Raw genomic sequence first — 19237 nt, 5'->3', positions numbered from 1 at the left:
TCGTCCCGCCTACACCGGTCCGGCCGGTGAGGGGAGAGGCCCTCGTCGTCCCTACGACCGCTTTTGTCGCCTCGATCCCGCCCCGCCATTGTCAGGCTTGAGCGGCGGCGCCCATAACGTGAATCGACACCGGAGACCGACATGACCGACACCGAATCCGCCCCCGTCCTCGCGCCTTCACTGGTCGCGCGCGTGCAGGGCATCCTGTTCCGCCCCACCGCTGAGTGGGCCGTCATCGAGCGCGAACCCGCGACGGTGAAGGGCCTGTTCACCGGCTATGCAGCCATTCTCGCCGCGATCGGGCCGCTCGCCAGCCTGATCGGACAGACTGTCTTCGCCACCGGCCTGTTCCGCGCGATGTCGCCCGTGGGCGCCGTCGCCGGCGCCCTGGCCGCCTACGTCATGTCGTTGATCGGCGTCTTCGTTCTCGGCTTCCTCATCGACGCCCTGGCCCCCAGCTTCGGCGGCGTCTCCAATCGCCTGAACGCCATGAAGGTGGCCGTCTATTCGTCGACGGCGTCCTGGCTGGCGGGCGTCTTCAACATCATTCCGCTGCTGGCGATCCTCGGCATCGTCGGTCTTTACAGCTTGTACCTGCTGTACCGCGGCCTGCCGGGTCTGATGAAGACGCCCGAGGACAAGAGCCTTGCCTACACGATCGTGGTCATCCTTGCCGCCATCGTGATCTGGATGGTGATCGGCGTGGTCACCGCCTCGATCATCGGCAGCTTCGCCATGGCCGGCGCGGTCGCGGCCGGCGGCTTCTAGCCCACGTAGACGCGCGGCACGCGAGCCGTGATCGAGGTCAGCAGCTCATAGCTGATGGTCCCGGCCGCCGCCGCCGCATCATCAATCAGGCGACGAGGGCCGAACAGCTCGACCTCGTCGCCGACGGCGACATCCACACCTGTCGCATCCACGGCGCAGACGTCCATCGAGACCCGGCCCAGCAGGGACCGGATCTCGCCGCCGATTATGGCCTGACCTTTGGGGCTGTAGGCTCGCAGCACGCCATCCGCATATCCCGTAGCGCAGGTCGCGATCCGGCGCGGCGCATCGGCCACGAAGCCGCGGGAATAACCGACGCTTTCGCCCGCCGGCACGTCCCGGACCTGCAGCACCTCGGCCGCCAGCGTCGCGACCGCCCGGACCCGGTCGTCGGGCCGCCCCTCCGGTCCGCCGCCGTACAGGCTGATGCCCGGCCGCACCGCATCGAAGGCGAAATCCGGACCCAGAAAACAACCGCCCGAGTTGGCAAACGACCGCACCGCGCCCGGATACCGCGCCGCGACCTCGGCGAAAACATCGCGCTGACGCCGGTTCATGGGCTCGGCCGGATCGTCGGAACAGGCGAGATGGCTCAGAACCAGCTCAAGCCCGTCGAACGCGTCGGGCGCGTCCTCGACCCGGAAGCCCAGCCGGTTCATCCCGGTGTCGATCTGCACCCCGCACAGACCGCCGCCGGCGTCCCGCCACGCCTGCAGCTGCGCCGGCTGGTTCAGCACCGGCCGCAGCTCTGCCGCCTTCAGGATCGCCGCCGCGTGGCCGACGCAGCCGTCCAGCACATAGATGACCGGCTCGATGCCCAGGGCGCGACGCAGGGCCACGCCTTCGTCCGTCCGCGCCACGAAAAAGGTCCGTGCGCCCTCGGCCATCAGCCGCGCCGCGCATCGCGCCGCGCCCAGCCCATAGCTGTCCGCCTTGACCACCGGATGCACACGGGCGCCCGAGACCGCTTCCAGCGTGTGGAAGTTGGCCGCGAGGGCGTTCAGATCAACGGTAAGCCGGGCCGGGGAGGGCATTCCGACATCTAGAAGGCTCTGCTGTTGCGATGCAACACGCGTCGCACTCAGGCGCGAAGGAAGGCCTCGCCCGACGCGTCGAAGAGATGCGCCTGATCCGGCGCCGCCCGCAGCGTCAGGGCGCCGCCGGCGGCAGGGCGCACATCGCCCGGCAACTGCACGGTCAACTGCGCGTCGCCGTAGGCCACATAGGCGTAGGTCGCGTGGCCGAGGGTTTCCACGAACGTCGCCGTGGTCGCCAGCGTCCCCGCCTTGCCGCCGGTCGTCAGGTGCTCTGGTCGGATCCCGACCGTGACGGCGTCCCCGGCTTCTGCGCACGACGCATCCACGGCCACTTCAATCCGGTCGCCCTGCGCGGTCTCGACCGTCGTGTGCTTCGCTGTCGCCGTGATGATCTTCGCGGGGATCAGGTTCATCTTCGGACTGCCGATGAACTCGGCCACGAACAGGTTGCGCGGGTGTTCATAGAGCTCCATCGGCGCACCGACCTGTTCGATCACGCCGCCGTTCAACACGACGATCCGGTCCGCCAGCGTCATCGCCTCGACCTGATCGTGGGTGACGTAGATCATGGTCGTTTTCAGCCGCTCGTGCAGCGACGCGAACTCGTAACGCATCCGCACCCGCAGCGCCGCATCGAGGTTCGACAGCGGCTCGTCGAAGAGGAAGACCTGTGGCTCGCGCACGATGGCGCGCCCGATCGCTACCCTCTGGCGCTGTCCGCCGGACAGGGCCTTGGGCTTGCGGTCCAGATAGTCGGTGATGTTCAGGGTCTCCGCCGCCGCACGCACCCGACGATCAATCTCGGCCCTGTCGGCCTTCGCCAGCTTCAGCCCGAAGGCCATGTTCTCGTAGACGCTCATGTGCGGGTAGAGGGCGTAGGACTGGAACACCATCGCGACCCCCCGCTCTGCAGGCGAAAGGTCGCCCACCGCGCGTCCGCCGATCTCGATCTCGCCGCCCGAGGCCTCTTCCAGGCCGGCGATGGTGCGCAGCAGGGTGGACTTGCCGCATCCGGATGGGCCGACGAAGACCACGAACTCGCCGTCAGCCACTTCCAGATCCACGCCCTTCAGCACCTCGGTCGTCCCGAACCGCTTCGTCACGCCGGTCAGCCGGACGTCCGCCATGCTTCCAATCCCAAGCTTGTTGTTCTTGATTTTGTGGTCACCGTAAACGGTTACGAGGCCGGATCAATGGGCTCCCCGAGCCGGCTTTCGTCGATACGTCGACGCTTCGCCGCGCCGTTCATCGACTTGGTCGCATAGTCGCTGACGGGTCTTTCGATCCGTGCTGTGGGGCAGGCATTCAACGGGGAATGAAACCAATGATGCTTCGCACCTGCCTGTCCTGCCTCGCCGCCGCCTCCATGCTGTCCGGGCCCGCAATGGCCCGCCAGCAAGTCGCCGAACTCAAGCTCAACCAGACGCTTTCCGGCTCTCTCGCCGAGGGCGATGACGCTCTGAAGTCTGGCGAGAAGATCGACAACTTCACCTTCCAGGTTCGGGAGGGCGAGACCTATCAGGTCTCCATGACCTCCGGCGCCTTCGACACCTATCTGATCGTACGCGGTCCGGCCGATCTGTCGGTGGACAATGACGACGAGGCGCAGGGCACGCTGAACAGCCGCGTTCGTTTCACCGCTTCGGCCTCGGGCGAAGTGAAGGTCGGCGCCACCAGCGCCGAGGCCGCCAAAACCGGCGCGTATGAAATCACGGTTGTGAGCGGAGACGCCGCCATGGCCGGCCCCGCTCCGGTCGACAACGCGAACCGGCCCAGCCTTCTTGTTTCCGGCCAGCCGGTCGACGGCGTTCTCGAAGCCAGCGACCGTCCCCTGCCCAGCGGTGAGTTCGTCGATGGGTACGCCTTCATGGCCACGGCCGGACGCACCTATGAGGTGACGATGACCTCATCCGCCGTCGACAGCTATCTGATGGTCCGCAACTCTGACGGACTTTCGTTGGACAACGATGACGAGGCGCAGGGCGTCCTCAACGCCAAGGTGACGTTCACCGCCCAGACGGACGCTCAGATTACGGTCGCGGCCACCACCGCGGAGCCGGCGAAAACCGGCGCCTATCAGGTCACCATGACCGAGCGGTAGAGGTTCAGCGCCCGCCGGCGATGGCGTGCAGGACTTGCGGACGGGGGGCGTGGACGGTCGGAACCGCCACGCCTTCGTCCTCAGCCGGAACGACCAGCAGGCCCTTCCTCTCGAACGCCGCACCCGACGACACGCGCGACGTCCACACCGCGATCCACGGCGACAGCAGTAGCGGCAGGACGATCGGCAGGAAGAAGGCCGTCAGATCCGGACGCACGCACAGGGCGCCGACGAAGCCGAAGCCCGCGACCAGCTGCCAGCCCATGGCGCGCACCGCATCTCCAAACGCCAGACCGTCGGCCTCGCGCTGCTGCGGGGCCCAGCCGGCGTCACGGCCACGCGCAAACTGCATCACGGCCACGGTGTTCGCGATCATCAGGATCGGCGCGAGGATGGCCGACAGGCCGATCTCGGCCAGCATGCCCTTGACCACCTGACGGCCGCCGCCGAACGCGCGACGCTCGCGCGGGCGGCTCAGCACCACTACAGCGCCCATGACCTTCGGGCCCATCAGCAGCAGGCCCGACAGCAACGACGCCAGCATGAAGGGCGAGAACTTCGGGTTCAGGAAATAGAAGAAGGAGGTCCAGTCGACCGGGTACTGCAGCTCGATCGCCAGACCGGCGATCAGCGAACCTAGCCACAGCGGCGAGGCCAGGTAGGCCATGCAGCCCATGGCCAGTTGCAGGCGGCTCATCGGGTGAAGGCCCTTGGCGAACAGGAAGCGCAGGTGCTGCAGGTTGCCTTGGCACCAGCGGTGCTCACGTCGGATGAAGTCGGTGATGGTCGGCGGGGTTTCCTCGCACGATCCGTCCAGCGCAGCGGTGACATGCACGGCCCAGCCGGCGCGGCGCAGCAGGCCGGCCTCGACCACGTCGTGGCTCAGCACGTGTCCGCCCCATGGCTTGATGCCGGACAGTTCGGGCAGGCCCGCGGCGTCGGCGAACGCCTTCACGCGCAGGATCGCGTTGTGGCCCCAGTAGCTGCCTTCCGAGCCCGTCCACCACGCCAGACCGGCGGCGGCGACGCGGCCGTACAGGCGCACGCCGAACTGGGACACGCGGGCGAACAGGGTCTGGGCCTTGACGATGGTCGGGGCTGTCTGGATCAGGCCCACGCCCGGATTGCGCTCCATAGCGTCGACCATGCGCAGCACGGTGTCGCCGGCCATGGTCGAGTCGGCGTCCAGCACGACCATGAAGTCATAGGCGCCGCCGAAACGACGGGTCCATTCGGCGACGTTGCCGGCCTTGGCCTCGGTGTTCGCCTCACGCCGGCGGTAGAAGGCGCTGGAATGGGCGCGCAGGCGCAGCAGGGTGAAGGCGGTCTGTTCGGCGGCCACGGCGGGCGCCTTGCGCGAGTCGCTCAGCACGAACAGGTCGAAATGCTCCGACACGCCCAGCTTGTGGAGCGAGGCGTCCAGCGCGGCGAGACGGTTCAGGGCCGCGGTCGCGTCCTCGTGATACAGCGGCATCAGAAGTGCGGTGCGCGTGACGGGCTGCGGCGGCCAGGCCGAGAAATCCAGATCTTCCTGATCGCGATTTCGCAGGAGCAGCGAAAGGCCGACGGCCGAGTTCACAAACCAGCAGGCGATCGCCGTGATCAGCAGGGCGAACAGGCCGAACGCGATCATCTCCAGCGGCTGGAAGCCGTCGCGGGCGTACATGACGACCGGCGTGATGGCGGCCAGAGCGGTGATGACGAAAGTGCCGAGCGCGAGCAGGCGACGGCGACGGCTGATATTGGCCGGCGAGGTGACGGGCGTTTCAGCCGCCATCGGGTCGTTCATCGACTGACGCGGCATGGCCAGCGGCGCCTCGAGGGGCAGCCACTCGTCGCCGGTCAGTTCGACCGCGTTCGCACGCAAGTCCTGGAAACTCGCCAGTCGGTTCATCCACACGTCCTCGGGGGCATGCGGAGGGAGCCGCCTGCTGCGGTGCAGCATGACAAACTTCGAAGGCTTTGTCATCACGAACTTGTGAGCGCGTGTGATAATTCGCGGCTCAGCTTGGCGGCGTACCCGCCAAATCCCCGTCGGGCGTGGCTTCCGCCTTCAGGCGGCGATTCAGGGCATGCGCCGCCACGCCCACCCATCCAACCAACACGATCGCATAGACCCGCTCCCACCAACCGACGTTCGAGTCGTTGACGGTCCCCGGGAAGATGACGTGCTTAGTATAGAGAGTCAGCACGGCCATCACCACAAACACAACTGCCAGAAACACCTGCAGCCGCCGCGTGTCCCTGTGCGCCGCCAGCCCCCAGAGCAGCAGCAACGGCGCGATCTGGATGCCCAGACCCAGATTGATCACCATGTGCCGCGGGTCCGGCCATGGCCACAACGTCGACAGTGACAGCCCCGCGCCCGCCAGGATGAAGGTCATCGCCGTCAGTCCGCCCGCGATCGGCGCACGGCACGAATGCGCCAGCGACAGCCCGAACCCGAGGCCTGCGATCGCCGCCATAATCCCGGCGATGAAAACCCCGGCGTTGAAGATCATCGGCCATCGGGCCGTGTGCCCGCCCAGTTCGCTCAGATACTGGGTGGCGTTGTCGAAACCCGGATAGGCGAGCGCCGCCGCCGCCACGATGGTCATGGCTATGACGGGCGCCGCCACGCCTATATGCAGCATCGCATGGTGGTCACGGTACCGGCCCGGCGTCTCCGGCGCGGGCGGGGGCAGGGGCTTCAGTCCCCAGATCGGCCGGATCAGCGGGATCCGTCGCACGATCTCATAGACCAGCAGACTGCCCCCAAGCGTGATCGCCACCAGCGTCACCGCCTCGACCGGCGCGGGCATGACCACGTCCCGCATCAGCCAGATCGCCATCACCAGGATCGTCTGGTGCGCCAGATACAGCGGGAAGATCGCGTCGGTCAGATACCTCAGCACCGGGCTCTCCGCGTCGCGCAGGTGCTTCGATCCGAACCCCAGCAGGGCGACGATCACCGCCCACTGGTCGATCGCCACCACCGCATTGCGCGGCACGCCGAGGAACGCGCCTCCGCCCGGATGCCAGACCTGCGCCATCATCAGCGGCAGGGCGACGGCCGCGATCCCGACCGCGACCCAGCGGAACCGCTCGATATCCTTCCAGATCGTCTCGCGCCCCACGATCAGGAAGCCGAACAGGAAGGCCGCCAGCGACGAGGCGTGATTATACCAGTCGACCGGCAGGTTGTTTGTCAGGCCAAAAATCGGGAATAGCAGCACCCTGATGACGATCAGATACGCCATCGGCACGGCCAGCACCCGCCAGCCCGTCAGGTTCCGCTCCAGCCATCCGCCCCAGCTCTCGATCAGATTCGGCCGGCTCATCAGCCAGACAGCGATGAGGCTGTAGACCGCGATATAGAGCACGAACCACAGGTGATTGAACGGCACCCCGTTGGCGATGCCCGACGGGCTGAACTCCCGCGCCAGCCAGGCCAGATAGCCCCCGCTGAAGCCGCCCTTGTCCAGCGCCTCGATCCACGACTGGATCGTCACCAGCACCAGCACGCCGAACACCAGCGGCGGCCCCAGCCGCTCCAGCCGTTGGCGCAGCACCTGTCCCGCGCTCCGCCGCATCGACATGAACCGCAGCGCCGCGCCGGATACGAGGAACAGCAGCGTCAGCCGCCACGGATTGGTGACCAGCACCGCCTCGCGCACCCATTCAAAGGTATAGCGGCTGTGGACGTGCCAGTCGTACGGTCCGTAGGCCAGCATGACGTGGTACCCGATCAGCAGCCCGAACGCGCCGACGCGCAGCCAGTCGAGGTCTCGGCGTCTGACGGAGGAAACCGGGGCGGCGGCGGTCACGCGGGCAGGCCTCGGGAAATGGTGGATGCGACAGGGATTGAACCTGTGACCCCCTCGGTGTGAACGAGGTGCTCTCCCGCTGAGCTACGCATCCATCAATCGGGGAGGCGGCGACATAGCTTGGGCCGCGCGCGGTGGCAAGCGGCAACGGCATCGACAGCGCCTCGCGGCTGACGCATCCTGCCGGTGGCTGACGGGGGGATGCTGATGTCGAGCAATGCGGATGTGGCGACGGACCGGATGGTTCCGGTGGCGGAGCGACTGGTGGTGATCGACACCTTGCGGGCGATCGCCCTCTTCGGCGTCATCGTCATGAACCTCACGGCCATGGTCATGATCTTCAAGGCGCCGCAGGTGATGGCGACGGCCGGACCGCCCGATCTCGCGACGGGGCTGTTCGATCTGGTGTTTCTGCAAGGCAAGGCGCGCTCGGCCTTCGCTTTCCTGTTCGGCGTCGGGTTCGGGATACTGATGCAGCGGGCCCAGGCCAGGGGGACGGGGTTCACCGGCTTTTATCTGGGCAGGGCTTTCGTCCTGCTGATCATCGGCGTGTTCAATCTCGCCTTCCTCTACTGGGGCGACATCCTCATCGTGTACGCGCTGCTGGGCATGGTCCTGCTGTTGTTCCGCAACGCCAGTCAGCGCCTGCTGTTGACCCTCGGGCTCGCACTGGTGCTGGCGCCGCCGGTGATCGCCGGCCTGATCGAGGCCGTGACCGGTGCGCCTTTGCCCAACCTCGCGGGTCTCGCGCCAGATGCGGTCGAGGCGGGGTATGGCGCCTTGGCCCCGGCCTACACGGGCGGAGACTATTGGGCCTTCGTCTCGGCCAACCTGCGCTACTACCTGTTCCACAACGCCGCCGAGACCAGCTACGTGGTCATGTACAATCTTGGCGTCCTCGGCCTGTTCATGCTGGGGCTCTGGAGCAGTCGGCAAGGCGTGTTCGAGGACATCGAACGTCACCGTCCGCTGCTGCGCCGTCTGGTCTGGACAGCCCTGCCGATCGGGCTGCTGCTCAGTCTGGCGCACGCCACTCGCCGGCTTGGCGTCCCTGCGGACGGGGCCTTCTACGGCTTTGTCACCGCCGCCTACATCGGCCTGCCGATCATGGCGTTCGGCTACCTGTCCATTCTCGGCCTGTACATCAGCCGGAAAGGCCGCTGGCTCACCACCCTGCTCGCACCGATGGGGCGGATGGCGCTGACTGGCTATCTGGCGTCCAACGCGATCGGCGCCTTCGTCTGGTACGCGTGGGGTCTGAACCGCATCAGCAATGACGGATGGATGACGATGGCGGGCATGAACCTGTTTGCGCTCGGGGTCTTCGTGGCGCTGTGCGTCTTCAGTGCGGTCTGGTTGAGATACTTCCGCTTTGGACCTGCGGAATGGCTCTGGCGCAGCTTCACCTACGGCCGCCTGCAACCCCTTCAAAGGCGGGCGCCGGCGGTCTGATCAGATCCCCGCCGCCTTGACGCCCTCGATGGTCTCCGCATCCGGATCACCCGGCAGCCAGGCCACCCGCCCGTCATAGATGCCTTCGTCGAGGATATTCTCCTCCTTGGCCACCAGCACCGGGACCAGCATCTGGCCGGTGACGTTGGTGGCTGTCCGCATCATGTCGATGATCCGGTCGATGGCGACGATGTAGCCGATGCCCTCCAGCGGCAGGCCCGCCGTCGAGAGGGTGAGGGTCAGCATCACGATCGAGGTGCCGGGCACCCCCGCCGTTCCCAGCGATCCCAGAACCGCTGTCAGTCCGATCAGGACGTACTGGGTCAGCGTCAGGTCGATCTGGAAATACTGGGCGATGAAGATGGAGGCGATGGCCGGATAGATGGCCCCGCAACCGTCCATCTTCACATTGGCGCCCAGTGGCACCGCGAACGCTGCATAGGCCTGCGGGACGCCCAGGCGCTCCACCGTCTGGCGTAGGGTGATCGGCAGGGTCCCCAGCGAGGAGGACGTCGCAAACGCCGTCTGCTGCGCCGCGAACGCGCCACGGAAGAAGCTGGTGACCTTCAGCCCGTGCAGCTTCAGCAGGCCGGAATAGACCACCAGAATGTGGAACAGGCAGGCGGCGTAGATGGCGAAGATGAACTTGCCGAGCGGCAGCAGCGCCTCCCAGCCATAGCCCCCGACCACCGAGCCGATCAGGCCGAACACCCCGAACGGCGTCAGCTGGATCACCCAGCGGGTGATGCGGAAGATTATGGACGCGCCTTCGTCGACCAGCCGTCGCACGCCCTGCGCCCGGTCGCCCAGCGCCACCAGCGCCACACCAACCAGCGCCGAGAAGAAGATGATCTGCAGCACCTTGCCTTCGCTCAGAGCCGCGAACGGATTGGTCGGCACGATCCCGATCAACACCTCCAGCGGCGTCGGGATGTCCCGCTCGCGCACCGTGCCCAGCGGCAGGTTCTCAAGCCCCAGACCCGGATTGATCAGGTGTCCGAACGCAATGCCGACCAGCACGGCCAGCAGCGAGGTGATCGCGAACCAGACGATGGTCCTGACCCCAAGCCGCACCGCGCCCACGCCTTCGCCCAGTTTGGCGATCGAACTGGCGATGGTGAACAGCACCAGCGGCGCCACGACCATGCGGATCAGGTTCAGATAAACGTCGCCGATCGGCTGAAGCCAGACTTCCGCCTGATCACGAAGGATCAGGCCGGCGATGATCCCCAATACGAAGCCGGCGGCGGTGCGCTGCCACAGGGGGATGGCGAAGAAGCGTCTAAGCATGTCGGGCCTTGGGGAGGAGGGCGTCGCCCAACATGTTGCCTCATCTCGTTATCCGCAACGGTTCAGGATGCGGTTTCCAGCCTTGCCGCCTGCATCAGCCCGACCAGAGCCTCCGGCAAGGTGTCGAAATGATCGATCGCGACATCCCCGCCCAGTTCCGCCGCGGGCGGATCGGAATAACCGAAGGTCACCAGCACGCAGGGCACGCCGGTCGCCCGGGCGGCGTCCAGATCGGTGATGCTGTCGCCGACCATGATCGCACGCCCGGGATCGCCGCCGGCCGACAGCACGGTCTCGCGGATATGGGCGGCGTCGGGCTTGCGCGCCGTAACCGAGTCCGGTCCGAAGATCGCGGCGAACCGGTCCGCCAGGTTCAGCGCTTCCAGCAGTGCGACCGCGAGATGCGTGGGCTTGTTCGTCGCAACGCACAGGATCGCGCCGCGTGCGATCAGATTGTCGAGCACCGCCCGTGCGCCGGGGTAGACGCAGCTCTCGTCGGCGATGTGGATCAGATAGTCGTCCAGAAACGCCTGCAGCAGCGTCGGCGTCTCCGCCTCATCCCAGATCGCGCCAGCTCGCTGGAAGCCGTGTTTAAGCAGGGCGATAGCGCCGCGGCCGACCAGCACCCTCGCGTCCGATGTCGCCGCGACGGGCAGGCCGCGTTGCTCCAGCAGGCGATTGAGCGTTCCGATCAGATCGGGCGCCGTCTCCACCAGAGTGCCGTCCAGATCGAAGGCGATCGTCCAGCCGGCTAGATCCTTCATCGGACAACTGCTCGCAGAGCGCCCGCGGCCGTTGCAACCTGATCCACCGATAGGTCGGTCATCTGGCATTCGTCCTTGCTGACGGTTTTCGAGATCTTGCCGAAGGCGAACGTCACGCCTTCCGGCCGCACCGCCGTCGCATGCTCACCCCACGGGCCGTACAGCCGGTCGTCGGTCGGACCGAACAGGCCTAGCGTCGGCGCGCCTGACGCCGCGGACAAATGCATCATTCCGGAGTCGTTGCCCACGAACAGGTCAGCCCGCGCCATCGCCGCGGCGGTGATCAGCAGGTCGGCGCCGGTCATATCCAGCACGCGCTCGTGGGGAAGGGCGGCGGCGATGGTCTCAGCCGCCTCGCGATCGCCGGGCCCGCCGGTGATCACGACCAGCCCGTCAGCCAGCGCCCCGTCCTTCGCCGTCAGTCGCGCCGCCAGCTCTCCGAACCGCTTCGCCGGCCAGGTCTTGCCCACTCGCGTCGCGCCCGGCCCTAGCGTCAGCACCTTCCGCGCCGCCAGCAGTTCGGCCGGCAGGGTGTTTGCCGTCTCCGGCCCGAGCCACAGCTGCGGTGACAGCGGCGGCGTTTCCCCAAGAATCGACGAAGCTTCGATGACCTTGTGCCGAATCTCGCCCGCCGCCCGCCGCGGCGTATGTCTCGGCCCCTTCAGGAAGCGCGAGAAGACCGTGTCGCGGAAGTCGTAGATCGCCGCCCAGCGCCGCGCGCCGAGTCGGCGGTGCAGGTCGAACCAGTGCCCGCCGCGCTTCTTCTTCTCCAGCGGAATGACCTCGACCTGGCCGGGCGCATGCCGGAACAGTATGGCCGTACCTTTCGAGCAGACGAGGGTGATCCGCGCGCCCGCATGCCGGTCAAGAATCTCCGCGAGGGCGCCCGTCGACAGGATCACGTCCCCGATCATGCTGCCGGTGATGATGAGGATACCCTCACCCGGCATGGGACTTTTCCTCCATCAGGGTCGAGCCCGTCAGTTCGTTGATCCGGCGCTTGATCGCCGCCCGCTCGTCGTTCTCCTTGTAGACCCGCCGGGCGAGGGTGATGAAGGCGTCGTCGAACCGGCCTTCGCGCTCATGCGCCCGCTTGCCGTCCTCGACATCCCAGAGCCCTGCGTTGATCGCGGTCAGCTCGGCCACAAGACCGTCCAGCTGTTCCGAAGCCGGAACATCGCGCGCCACGGCCTCCAGCGCCTCCAGCTCGCGCCGGACATTCGCGACCTTGGCCGGATCGACGAGCCGATCCGCCTTGATTCGCAGGATGGTGATCTTGTCGAACAGTTCGCCGACGGCGACAGGCACGTTGACCAGCATGATAAATTCTCCTCGGGACGCCTTGATATTCCAGCGTTCTCCCGGTGTCTCCGCCCTCGCTCCAGTCTTGTCGCGAGACGGGCCGGTTTGATCGAAACGCCATCCCCAACACTGATTTCACCGGTCTGAAAAGGAATTTGATCAGTTCCTCCTGCGTTCGGTTGCCCGTTCCATGTCGCCCTACCTTCGCTGGCTCTCCGCGCGTTTTGCGGAACACGCGGCGCCCGATGTCCGGTTCCAGACCGCGTCGAGGCATGTCATCGGTTATGCGGCCGGCGTGTCCGCAGAGGACCTCGGCCCTTTCGTCCGCTCCCTGAGGACATGGTTTGACGACGAGGTGACCCTTGTCGTGGATCCCGACCCGGATGTTCGCGATTTGCTGGACGCCTTCGACGTCCGCGCCTTCGTCTTTCCCCGGATCATCGGCTGGCTGCCCGATCTCGCCACCTCCCGTCTCGCCAGCTTCGAGCATCTGCTCAGACAGGCGGGCGCCGGAGCTTCGGTGCTGCTGACGGACGTCCGCAACGTCGTCTTCCAGGGCGATCCCCTGTCTCCTGTCCCGGCGGCGATTGAGCCCTTCGCCGCTGAGGATGGACATCTCGAGGGTGGAGCGCCTCCGGACACGACCTGGCTGGACGCCGGCGCCGGTCGCAAGGTGGCGGCCCTGCTGGGTCAGACGTCGGCGCTCTGCGCCGGCGTGGTCGCGGGTCCGGCCGCCAGCCTCGGCCGTCTGTGCCGGACGATGCTGATGCAGTCGGCGCAGCCTCGAAGCGGCGCCGAAGCCCTGCTTCAGCTGAACCTCACCGACGTCGATATTCAGCCCACGCCCTACCGGGTCGCGGTCGTCGCGTCGGCCGCCGAGACGAGGGTGCGGGTCGTCGACGGCATTGTCGTGAACGCCGACGGGACGGTCAGTCCGGTGTTGGGCGGCTATCACCGGCACCCGCGAATTCTCGACGCCGTCGGCCGGCGCTGGAGCGGCCAGAACCCCCGCCGTACGCGCCGGCACGGACGCCGTGTTCTGATTCCGCTGGAGACCCCTCCGGAACCCGCGGACCCCTGCGCCTGCCAGTAGCGGACCGGGACCGCTTTCGAAGCGGAAGGGGATGGGCTATCCGCTGGTCCGTTACCGACCGCCGGAGTCCCGCATGACCGCTCGCGCCGCCATCATCCTCGCCGCCGGGCAGGGCACGCGCATGAAGTCGCCCCTGCCCAAGGTGCTGCACCCGGTCGGCGGCCGCGCCATGCTGGACCACGCCATCGACGCCGCCGAGGCGCTCGGCTGCGAGCGGATCGTGGTTGTCGTCGGCAATCACTCGCCCGAGGTGCGCGCCCATGTCGTGAAGCGGCTGGGGGAGGGCGCTATCGCCGTTCAGGATCCGCCTATCGGCACAGGTCACGCCGTCCGCTCGGCCGAGGCCGCGCTGGCCGGCTTCGAGGGTCAGGTGGTCATCACCTACGGCGACGTGCCTCTGCTGAAAGCCTCTGACATCGAACCCGTCTTCGGCTCGACCAATGGCGTCACCGTCATCGGCTTCGAGGCCCGCGACCCCGGCGCCTACGGACGTCTGGTCATGGAGGGCGACACGCTGGCCGCCATCACCGAAGCCAAGGAGGCATCCGCCGAAGTCCTCGCCATCACCGCCTGCAACTCCGGCGTCATGGCGGCGCCGTCCGGCCTGCTGTTCGAGCTGCTGGCCGAGGTCCGCAACGACAACGCGAAGGGCGAATACTATCTGACTGACGTGGTCGAACTGGCCCGCAAGCGCGGCGCCCCGACCCGCGCCGTCTTCGCCGACGAGGACGCCGTCATGGGCGTCAACGCGCAAGGCGAACTGGCGCAGGCGGAGGCCCTGTTCCAGAAGGTTCAGCGCGAGACCTTCCTCGCCGCGGGCGTCACCATGGCCGCGCCCGACACCGTCCACTTCTCATGGGACACCGAGATCGGCGGCGGATCGACCATCGAACCCTTCGTCGTCTTCGGCCCCGGAGCCCGGATCGCCGGCGGGACCCGCATCCGCAGCTTCAGCCATATCGAGGGCGCCACCGTCGCCTCCGGCGCCGAGGTCGGGCCTTACGCCCGCCTCCGTCCCGGCGCGGCGCTGGCTGAAGACGTGAAGGTCGGAAACTTCGTGGAGGTGAAGAACGTCTCGATGGCCCGCGGCGCAAAAGCCAATCATCTGGCCTACCTCGGCGACGGCGAGGTTGGGGCCAAGGCCAATATCGGCGCGGGGACCATCTTCTGTAACTACGACGGCTTTTTCAAACACCGCACCGTGGTGGGCGAGGGGGCCTTCATCGGCTCCAACAGCGCGCTGGTCGCGCCGGTGACGATAGGCGAGGGCGCCATGGTCGGCTCCGGCTCGGTCATCACCCGTGATGTCGGCCCCGGCGACCTCGCGCTCGGCCGCGGCGATCAGATATCCAAACCCGGCTGGGCCGCCCGGTTCATCGACACCATGCGCGCGAAGAAGGCGGCGAAAGCGAAATGAACGACGATCAGAAACGCCGCGCCGGCGAGGCCGCCGCCGAACGCGTGGAGGCCGGCATGATCGTCGGCCTCGGGACCGGCTCCACCGCCGCCTGGTTCGTCAAGGCGCTGGCCGCCCGCAATCTGCCCGACCTGCGCTGCGTCCCGACGTCCGAGAAGACCGCCGACCTCGCCCGCGAGCTGGGCCTGACCCTGTCCACGTTAGAAGACACGCCCCGCATCGACCTGACCGTCGACGGCGCCGACGAGATCGGCCCCGGCCTCGCCCTGATCAAGGGCGGCGGCGCGGCCCTGCTGCGCGAGAAGCTGGTGTGGGAGGCTTCAGCCCGCTGCATCTGCATCGCCGACGCCGCCAAGGTCGTGAAAGTGCTGGGCGCCTTCCCCCTGCCGATCGAGGTCGTCGCCTTCGGTCACAAGACCACGGCCAACCGCATCGCCGACGTCCTCACCGACCACGACATCGCCATGCCCGCCCGTCTGCGTCAGGCGGATCGCGGCGTGGTCCGCACCGACGGCGGCAACGTCATCTACGATGCGAAATGCCAGGCCATCCACGACCCGGCCCGCCTCGCCGACGATCTGAAGCTGATCACCGGCGTCGTCGAGCACGGCCTGTTCCTCGATCTGACGGACGAGGCGATAATTGGTGGCGACAACGGGGTCGACGTCCTACTTCCGTGACCCAATCCGGAAACGAGCATGTCTGACACCTACGACTACGACCTCTTCGTCATCGGCGCCGGCTCCGGCGGAGTTCGCGCGGCGCGGCTGACCGCTCTGGGCGGCAAGCGGGTCGCCATCGCCGAGGAGTTTCGCGTCGGCGGCACGTGCGTGGTCCGTGGCTGCGTGCCCAAGAAGTTCATGGTCATGGCCTCGGACTTCGCCCACCAGTTCCACACCGCCGAAGGCTACGGATGGACCGTCGACGCCACGTTCGACTGGCCGAAATTCCTGGAAGCCAAGGACGTCGAGATCGCTCGGCTGTCCGGCATCTACGCCGCCAACCTCGGCAAAGCCGGCGTCGATCTGATTCACGGCCGCGCGGTCCTGAAGGACGCCCATACGGTCGAGATCGTCGGCAAGGAACAGACCATCACCGCCGAACGCATCCTGATCGCCACCGGCGGCCGACCATGGATGCCTGAGAGCCTCCCCGGCATCGAACACGCCATCACCTCGGAAGAGGCCTTTCACCTGCCGGAACTGCCCAAACGCATCCTGATCGCGGGCGGCGGCTATATCGCGGTGGAGTTCGCGGGAATTTTCGCCGGACTGGGCGTCGAGACGACCCTGATCTATCGGGGGCCAAACATCCTGCGCGGTTTCGACGACGACGTCCGCGCCCATCTGGCCGGCGAGATCGAGAAGCGCGGCATCAAGGTCATTCTCGGCTGCCAGCACAAGTCGCTGGAGAAGACCGAAACCGGCATCGTCAATCACCTCGAAAACGGCATGAGCCTCGAGACCGACGTGGTGATGTTCGCGACCGGCCGCGTGCCCCACGTCAAGGATCTGGGGCTGGAGACCGCGGGGGTTAAGGTCAACGACAACGGCGCGATCTGCGTCGACGCCTTCTCGAAGACATCGGCCGACAACATCTGGGCCATTGGCGACGTCACCGATCGCATGAACCTGACGCCCGTCGCCATCCGCGAAGCCGTGGCCTTCCACGAGACCGTCTATCGCGACAACCCCCAACACTTCGACTACGAGGCCGTCGCCACCGCCGTCTTCAGCCAGCCGCCCGTGGGCGTCGTGGGCCTGTCCGAGAGCGAAGCCCGCCATTCCTGCCCCGGCGCGGTCGACATCTACCTCACCCGCTTTCGGCCTATGAAATACGCCTTCACCGGGTCGGACGAGCGCATGCTGATGAAGCTGGTGGTCGACGCGGAGAGCCAGAAGGTCGTTGGCGTCCACATCGTCGGCCCCGACTCTCCCGAGATCATCCAGATGGCCGCCATCGCTGTGAAGGCCGGCCTGACCAAGGCCCAGTGGGACGCCACCTGCGCGGTTCACCCCACGGTGGCGGAAGAGCTGGTGACGCTGAAAGAGAAGCAATCCCACAACACTTCGGCGGGCTAGAGCAGGCTGCGACGCGCGATTCGTTGTCGCGCCGCCCGCGAACGCCTATTCTGGAAAACATGAGTACCCGCTGGACCCCCGAGAGCTGGAGACAGAAGCCCGTCGTGCAGATGCCGACGGACTATCCGGACCTGGACGCCCTGACTCGCGTCGAGGACGAACTGCGCGCCATGCCGCCGCTCGTTTTCGCCGGAGAGGCCCGTCGTCTGACGTCCAAACTGGCCGAGGTCGAGGCGGGGAACGCCTTCCTGCTTCAGGGGGGCGACTGCGCCGAAAGCTTCCGCGAGTTCTCGACCGACAACATCCGCGACACCTTCCGCCTGATCCTGCAGATGGCGGTGGTCCTGACCTTCGCGGGCCGCAAGCCGGTGGTGAAGGTCGGCCGAATCGCCGGCCAATTCGCCAAGCCCCGTTCGTCCTCGATCGAGGAAATCGACGGCGTCTCGCTGCCCAGCTACCGTGGCGACATCATCAACGGCATGGCCTTCACGCCGGAAGAGCGCTTGCCGGACCCCCAGCGTCTGATCCGGGCCTACAACCAGTCAGCCTCGACCCTGAACCTGCTGCGCGCCTTCGCCGGCGGCGGCTATGCCGACCTGTACAACATCCACCGCTGGACCATGGGCTTCGCGGCCGACACCGCCTACGGCGCCAAATACCGCGAGCTGGCCGACAAGATCACCGAGGCGCTGGCCTTTATGGAGGCCGTGGGCGTCACCCCCGAGAGCCATCCGGACCTGTCGCGGGTCGAGGTCTTCACCTCGCATGAATCCCTGCTGCTGAACCTCGAAAGCGCCCTGACCCGTCTGGACGGCGCGACCGGCGAATGGTTCGACACCTCGGCCCACATGGTCTGGATCGGCGAGCGCACCCGCCAGCTGGACGGCGCCCATGTGGAGTTCGCGCGCGGCATCCGCAATCCGATCGGCCTGAAGTGCGGCCCGACGATGGAGCCTGACGACCTGCTGCCGCTGATCGATGTGCTGAACCCGGATAATACGCCCGGCCGCCTGACCCTGATCGGCCGTTTCGGATCGGATAAGGTGCATGATCGTCTGCCGCGCCTGATGCGGGCGGTGAAAGCCGCGGGCAAGCGCGTGGTCTGGTCGATCGATCCGATGCACGGCAACACGCTGAAGGCCGGCAACGGCTACAAGACCCGCCCGTTCGAGCGCATCCTGTCCGAGGTGCGTGGCTTCATCGACGTGGCCGAGGCCGAGGGCGTGCATCCCGGCGGCGTCCACCTCGAAATGACCGGCCAGAACGTTACGGAATGCCTTGGCGGCGCGCAGGCGCTGACTGAGGACGACCTGTCCAGCCGCTATCACACCCATTGCGATCCCCGCCTCAACGCCGATCAGGCGCTGGAACTGGCCTTCCTGGTCGCCGAGCGGCTGAAGTCAGGCCGCACCTCGCGCTCCGAGGCGGCGTAATGGTCGCCGCCGTCGGCCGTCCCGAGGGCGACGACGCGGCGGGCCGCTGCGCCTACCAGGGCGCGCCGGGCGCCTTCAGCCACGAGGCCTGCACCGACCTGCGTCCGTGGGACGAGGCGGTCGCCTTTGACAGCTTCGAGGCCGCCATCGACGCGCTGAAGACGGGGCAGGTGGGTTGCGCCCTGATCCCGGTCGAGAACACGACCATCGGTCGCGTCGAGCCCGCGGCCTCGCTGGTCGAACGGTCGGGCCTGACCATCGTGTCCGAAGTCTGGCGGCCCATCCGGCTGGCCCTTATGGCGCCGCAGGGTGCACGTCTGGCTGACATCCGCACCGCCGAGAGCCATCCCGCTGCGCTGGGCCAATGCGTCGGTACACTCGCCACGCTCGGCATCGCTCCCGTCGAGGCCTTCGATACCGCCGGCGCCGCCCGTGCTGTGGCCGAAGCCGGAGACATCAGCCGCGCCGCCATCGGGCCTGCCCGCGCCGCCGAGGTCTACGACCTGTCGATTCTGCGCAACGACCTTCAGGATTCCACCGACAACCGCACGCGTTTCGTCCTGCTTAGCGCCTGAGGCGGGTTGACGGCGCACGATCCTTGCGCCCATTGAGAGGCATGGTTCTCTCGCAAGCCCTCGCTGCGACCTGCACGGCCCGCGTTTTCGCGGCCGCGAACCTGTATTTCTACGGCTT

At 67.1% G+C, this 19237-nt stretch carries 17 protein-coding genes and 1 tRNA gene; 9 read left to right on the top strand and 9 right to left on the bottom strand.

Translation table 11 applies throughout. From position 1 onward, the window contains the following. The first annotated feature begins 141 nt into the window (after nt 1-141). Nucleotides 142-768, top strand: a complete 627-nt coding sequence (locus tag ACIQC9_RS05875) for a Yip1 family protein (protein ID WP_400613385.1) — start codon at nt 142-144, stop codon at nt 766-768. Here ACIQC9_RS05875 and alr read toward each other — a convergent pair. Further along, complete coding sequence (gene alr, locus ACIQC9_RS05870) at nt 765-1802, bottom strand: alanine racemase (RefSeq protein WP_400613382.1); 1038 nt, start codon at nt 1800-1802, stop codon at nt 765-767. The genes ACIQC9_RS05875 and alr overlap by 4 nt on opposite strands. Nucleotides 1803-1849: 47 nt before the next feature. Then, entirely contained in the window at nt 1850-2932 is a 1083-nt protein-coding gene (locus ACIQC9_RS05865; RefSeq protein ID WP_400613381.1) for an ABC transporter ATP-binding protein, read from the bottom strand. Nucleotides 2933-3132: 200 nt separating this feature from the next. Between ACIQC9_RS05865 and ACIQC9_RS05860 the strand changes: the two genes are divergently transcribed. Next, the gene (locus tag ACIQC9_RS05860; protein ID WP_400613378.1) at nt 3133-3906 is read left to right on the top strand and encodes a PPC domain-containing protein; all 774 of its coding nucleotides are present in this window, start codon (nt 3133-3135) and stop codon (nt 3904-3906) included. Between the two features lie 4 nt (nt 3907-3910). Here the strand turns inward: ACIQC9_RS05860 and mdoH are convergent, their stop codons facing one another. The 3 genes from mdoH to ACIQC9_RS05845 form a co-directional block, all read right to left on the bottom strand. Beyond that, the gene (gene mdoH / locus ACIQC9_RS05855; protein WP_400613375.1) at nt 3911-5800 is read right to left on the bottom strand and encodes a glucans biosynthesis glucosyltransferase MdoH; all 1890 of its coding nucleotides are present in this window, start codon (nt 5798-5800) and stop codon (nt 3911-3913) included. Nucleotides 5801-5909: 109 nt separating this feature from the next. Further along, nucleotides 5910-7712 (bottom strand): acyltransferase family protein, encoded by a 1803-nt coding sequence (locus tag ACIQC9_RS05850; RefSeq protein ID WP_400613374.1) that lies wholly within the window; start codon nt 7710-7712, stop codon nt 5910-5912. A gap of 19 nt (nt 7713-7731) precedes the next feature. After that, nucleotides 7732-7806, bottom strand: a tRNA-Val gene (locus ACIQC9_RS05845). Nucleotides 7807-7913: 107 nt separating this feature from the next. Between ACIQC9_RS05845 and ACIQC9_RS05840 the strand changes: the two genes are divergently transcribed. Further along, nucleotides 7914-9164 (top strand): DUF418 domain-containing protein, encoded by a 1251-nt coding sequence (locus tag ACIQC9_RS05840; protein WP_400613371.1) that lies wholly within the window; start codon nt 7914-7916, stop codon nt 9162-9164. Here ACIQC9_RS05840 and ACIQC9_RS05835 read toward each other — a convergent pair whose 3' ends face one another. From ACIQC9_RS05835 to ACIQC9_RS05820, 4 genes are all read right to left on the bottom strand, one after another. Continuing rightward, nucleotides 9165-10454 carry a dicarboxylate/amino acid:cation symporter gene (locus ACIQC9_RS05835; protein ID WP_400613369.1) on the bottom strand — a complete coding sequence of 430 codons (1290 nt, stop codon included), beginning with the start codon at nt 10452-10454 and terminating at the stop codon, nt 9165-9167. 62 nt (nt 10455-10516) lie between these two features. Then, entirely contained in the window at nt 10517-11218 is a 702-nt protein-coding gene (locus ACIQC9_RS05830) for an HAD-IA family hydrolase (RefSeq protein WP_400613367.1), read from the bottom strand. Further along, nucleotides 11215-12168: a glycosyltransferase family 9 protein gene (locus tag ACIQC9_RS05825; RefSeq protein WP_400613365.1), complete on the bottom strand. Its 954-nt coding sequence runs from the start codon at nt 12166-12168 to the stop codon at nt 11215-11217. Before ACIQC9_RS05825 ends, ACIQC9_RS05830 begins: the two co-directional genes overlap by 4 nt. Then, nucleotides 12158-12538 (bottom strand): DUF6165 family protein, encoded by a 381-nt coding sequence (locus ACIQC9_RS05820; protein WP_400613363.1) that lies wholly within the window; start codon nt 12536-12538, stop codon nt 12158-12160. The genes ACIQC9_RS05825 and ACIQC9_RS05820 overlap by 11 nt, the downstream gene beginning before the upstream one ends. Before the next feature lie 277 nt (nt 12539-12815). Here ACIQC9_RS05820 and ACIQC9_RS05815 point away from each other — a divergent pair, with 277 nt between their 5' ends. From ACIQC9_RS05815 to ACIQC9_RS05790, 6 genes are all read left to right on the top strand, one after another. Continuing rightward, nucleotides 12816-13613: a hypothetical protein gene (locus ACIQC9_RS05815; protein ID WP_400613361.1), complete on the top strand. Its 798-nt coding sequence runs from the start codon at nt 12816-12818 to the stop codon at nt 13611-13613. A 73-nt stretch (nt 13614-13686) separates the two neighbouring features. Then, the gene (gene glmU / locus ACIQC9_RS05810; RefSeq protein WP_400613359.1) at nt 13687-15030 is read left to right on the top strand and encodes a bifunctional UDP-N-acetylglucosamine diphosphorylase/glucosamine-1-phosphate N-acetyltransferase GlmU; all 1344 of its coding nucleotides are present in this window, start codon (nt 13687-13689) and stop codon (nt 15028-15030) included. Beyond that, nucleotides 15027-15710: a ribose-5-phosphate isomerase RpiA gene (gene rpiA, locus ACIQC9_RS05805; RefSeq protein WP_400613356.1), complete on the top strand. Its 684-nt coding sequence runs from the start codon at nt 15027-15029 to the stop codon at nt 15708-15710. The genes glmU and rpiA overlap by 4 nt, the downstream gene beginning before the upstream one ends. A gap of 18 nt (nt 15711-15728) precedes the next feature. Beyond that, nucleotides 15729-17111, top strand: coding sequence for a glutathione-disulfide reductase (gor, locus tag ACIQC9_RS05800; RefSeq protein ID WP_400613354.1), 1383 nt, complete (start codon nt 15729-15731; stop codon nt 17109-17111). Nucleotides 17112-17170: 59 nt separating this feature from the next. Continuing rightward, entirely contained in the window at nt 17171-18544 is a 1374-nt protein-coding gene (locus ACIQC9_RS05795; protein ID WP_400613352.1) for a class II 3-deoxy-7-phosphoheptulonate synthase, read from the top strand. Next, complete coding sequence (locus tag ACIQC9_RS05790; protein ID WP_400613350.1) at nt 18544-19119, top strand: prephenate dehydratase domain-containing protein; 576 nt, start codon at nt 18544-18546, stop codon at nt 19117-19119. The genes ACIQC9_RS05795 and ACIQC9_RS05790 overlap by 1 nt, the downstream gene beginning before the upstream one ends. The last annotated feature ends 118 nt before the right edge of the window (nt 19120-19237 follow it).

The organism is Brevundimonas sp. NPDC092305 (assembly GCF_044755415.1).
Classification (GTDB): domain Bacteria; phylum Pseudomonadota; class Alphaproteobacteria; order Caulobacterales; family Caulobacteraceae; genus Brevundimonas.
The sequence above is the reverse complement of the archived record's forward strand: the minus strand, read 5'-3'. Positions and strand labels throughout refer to the sequence as shown.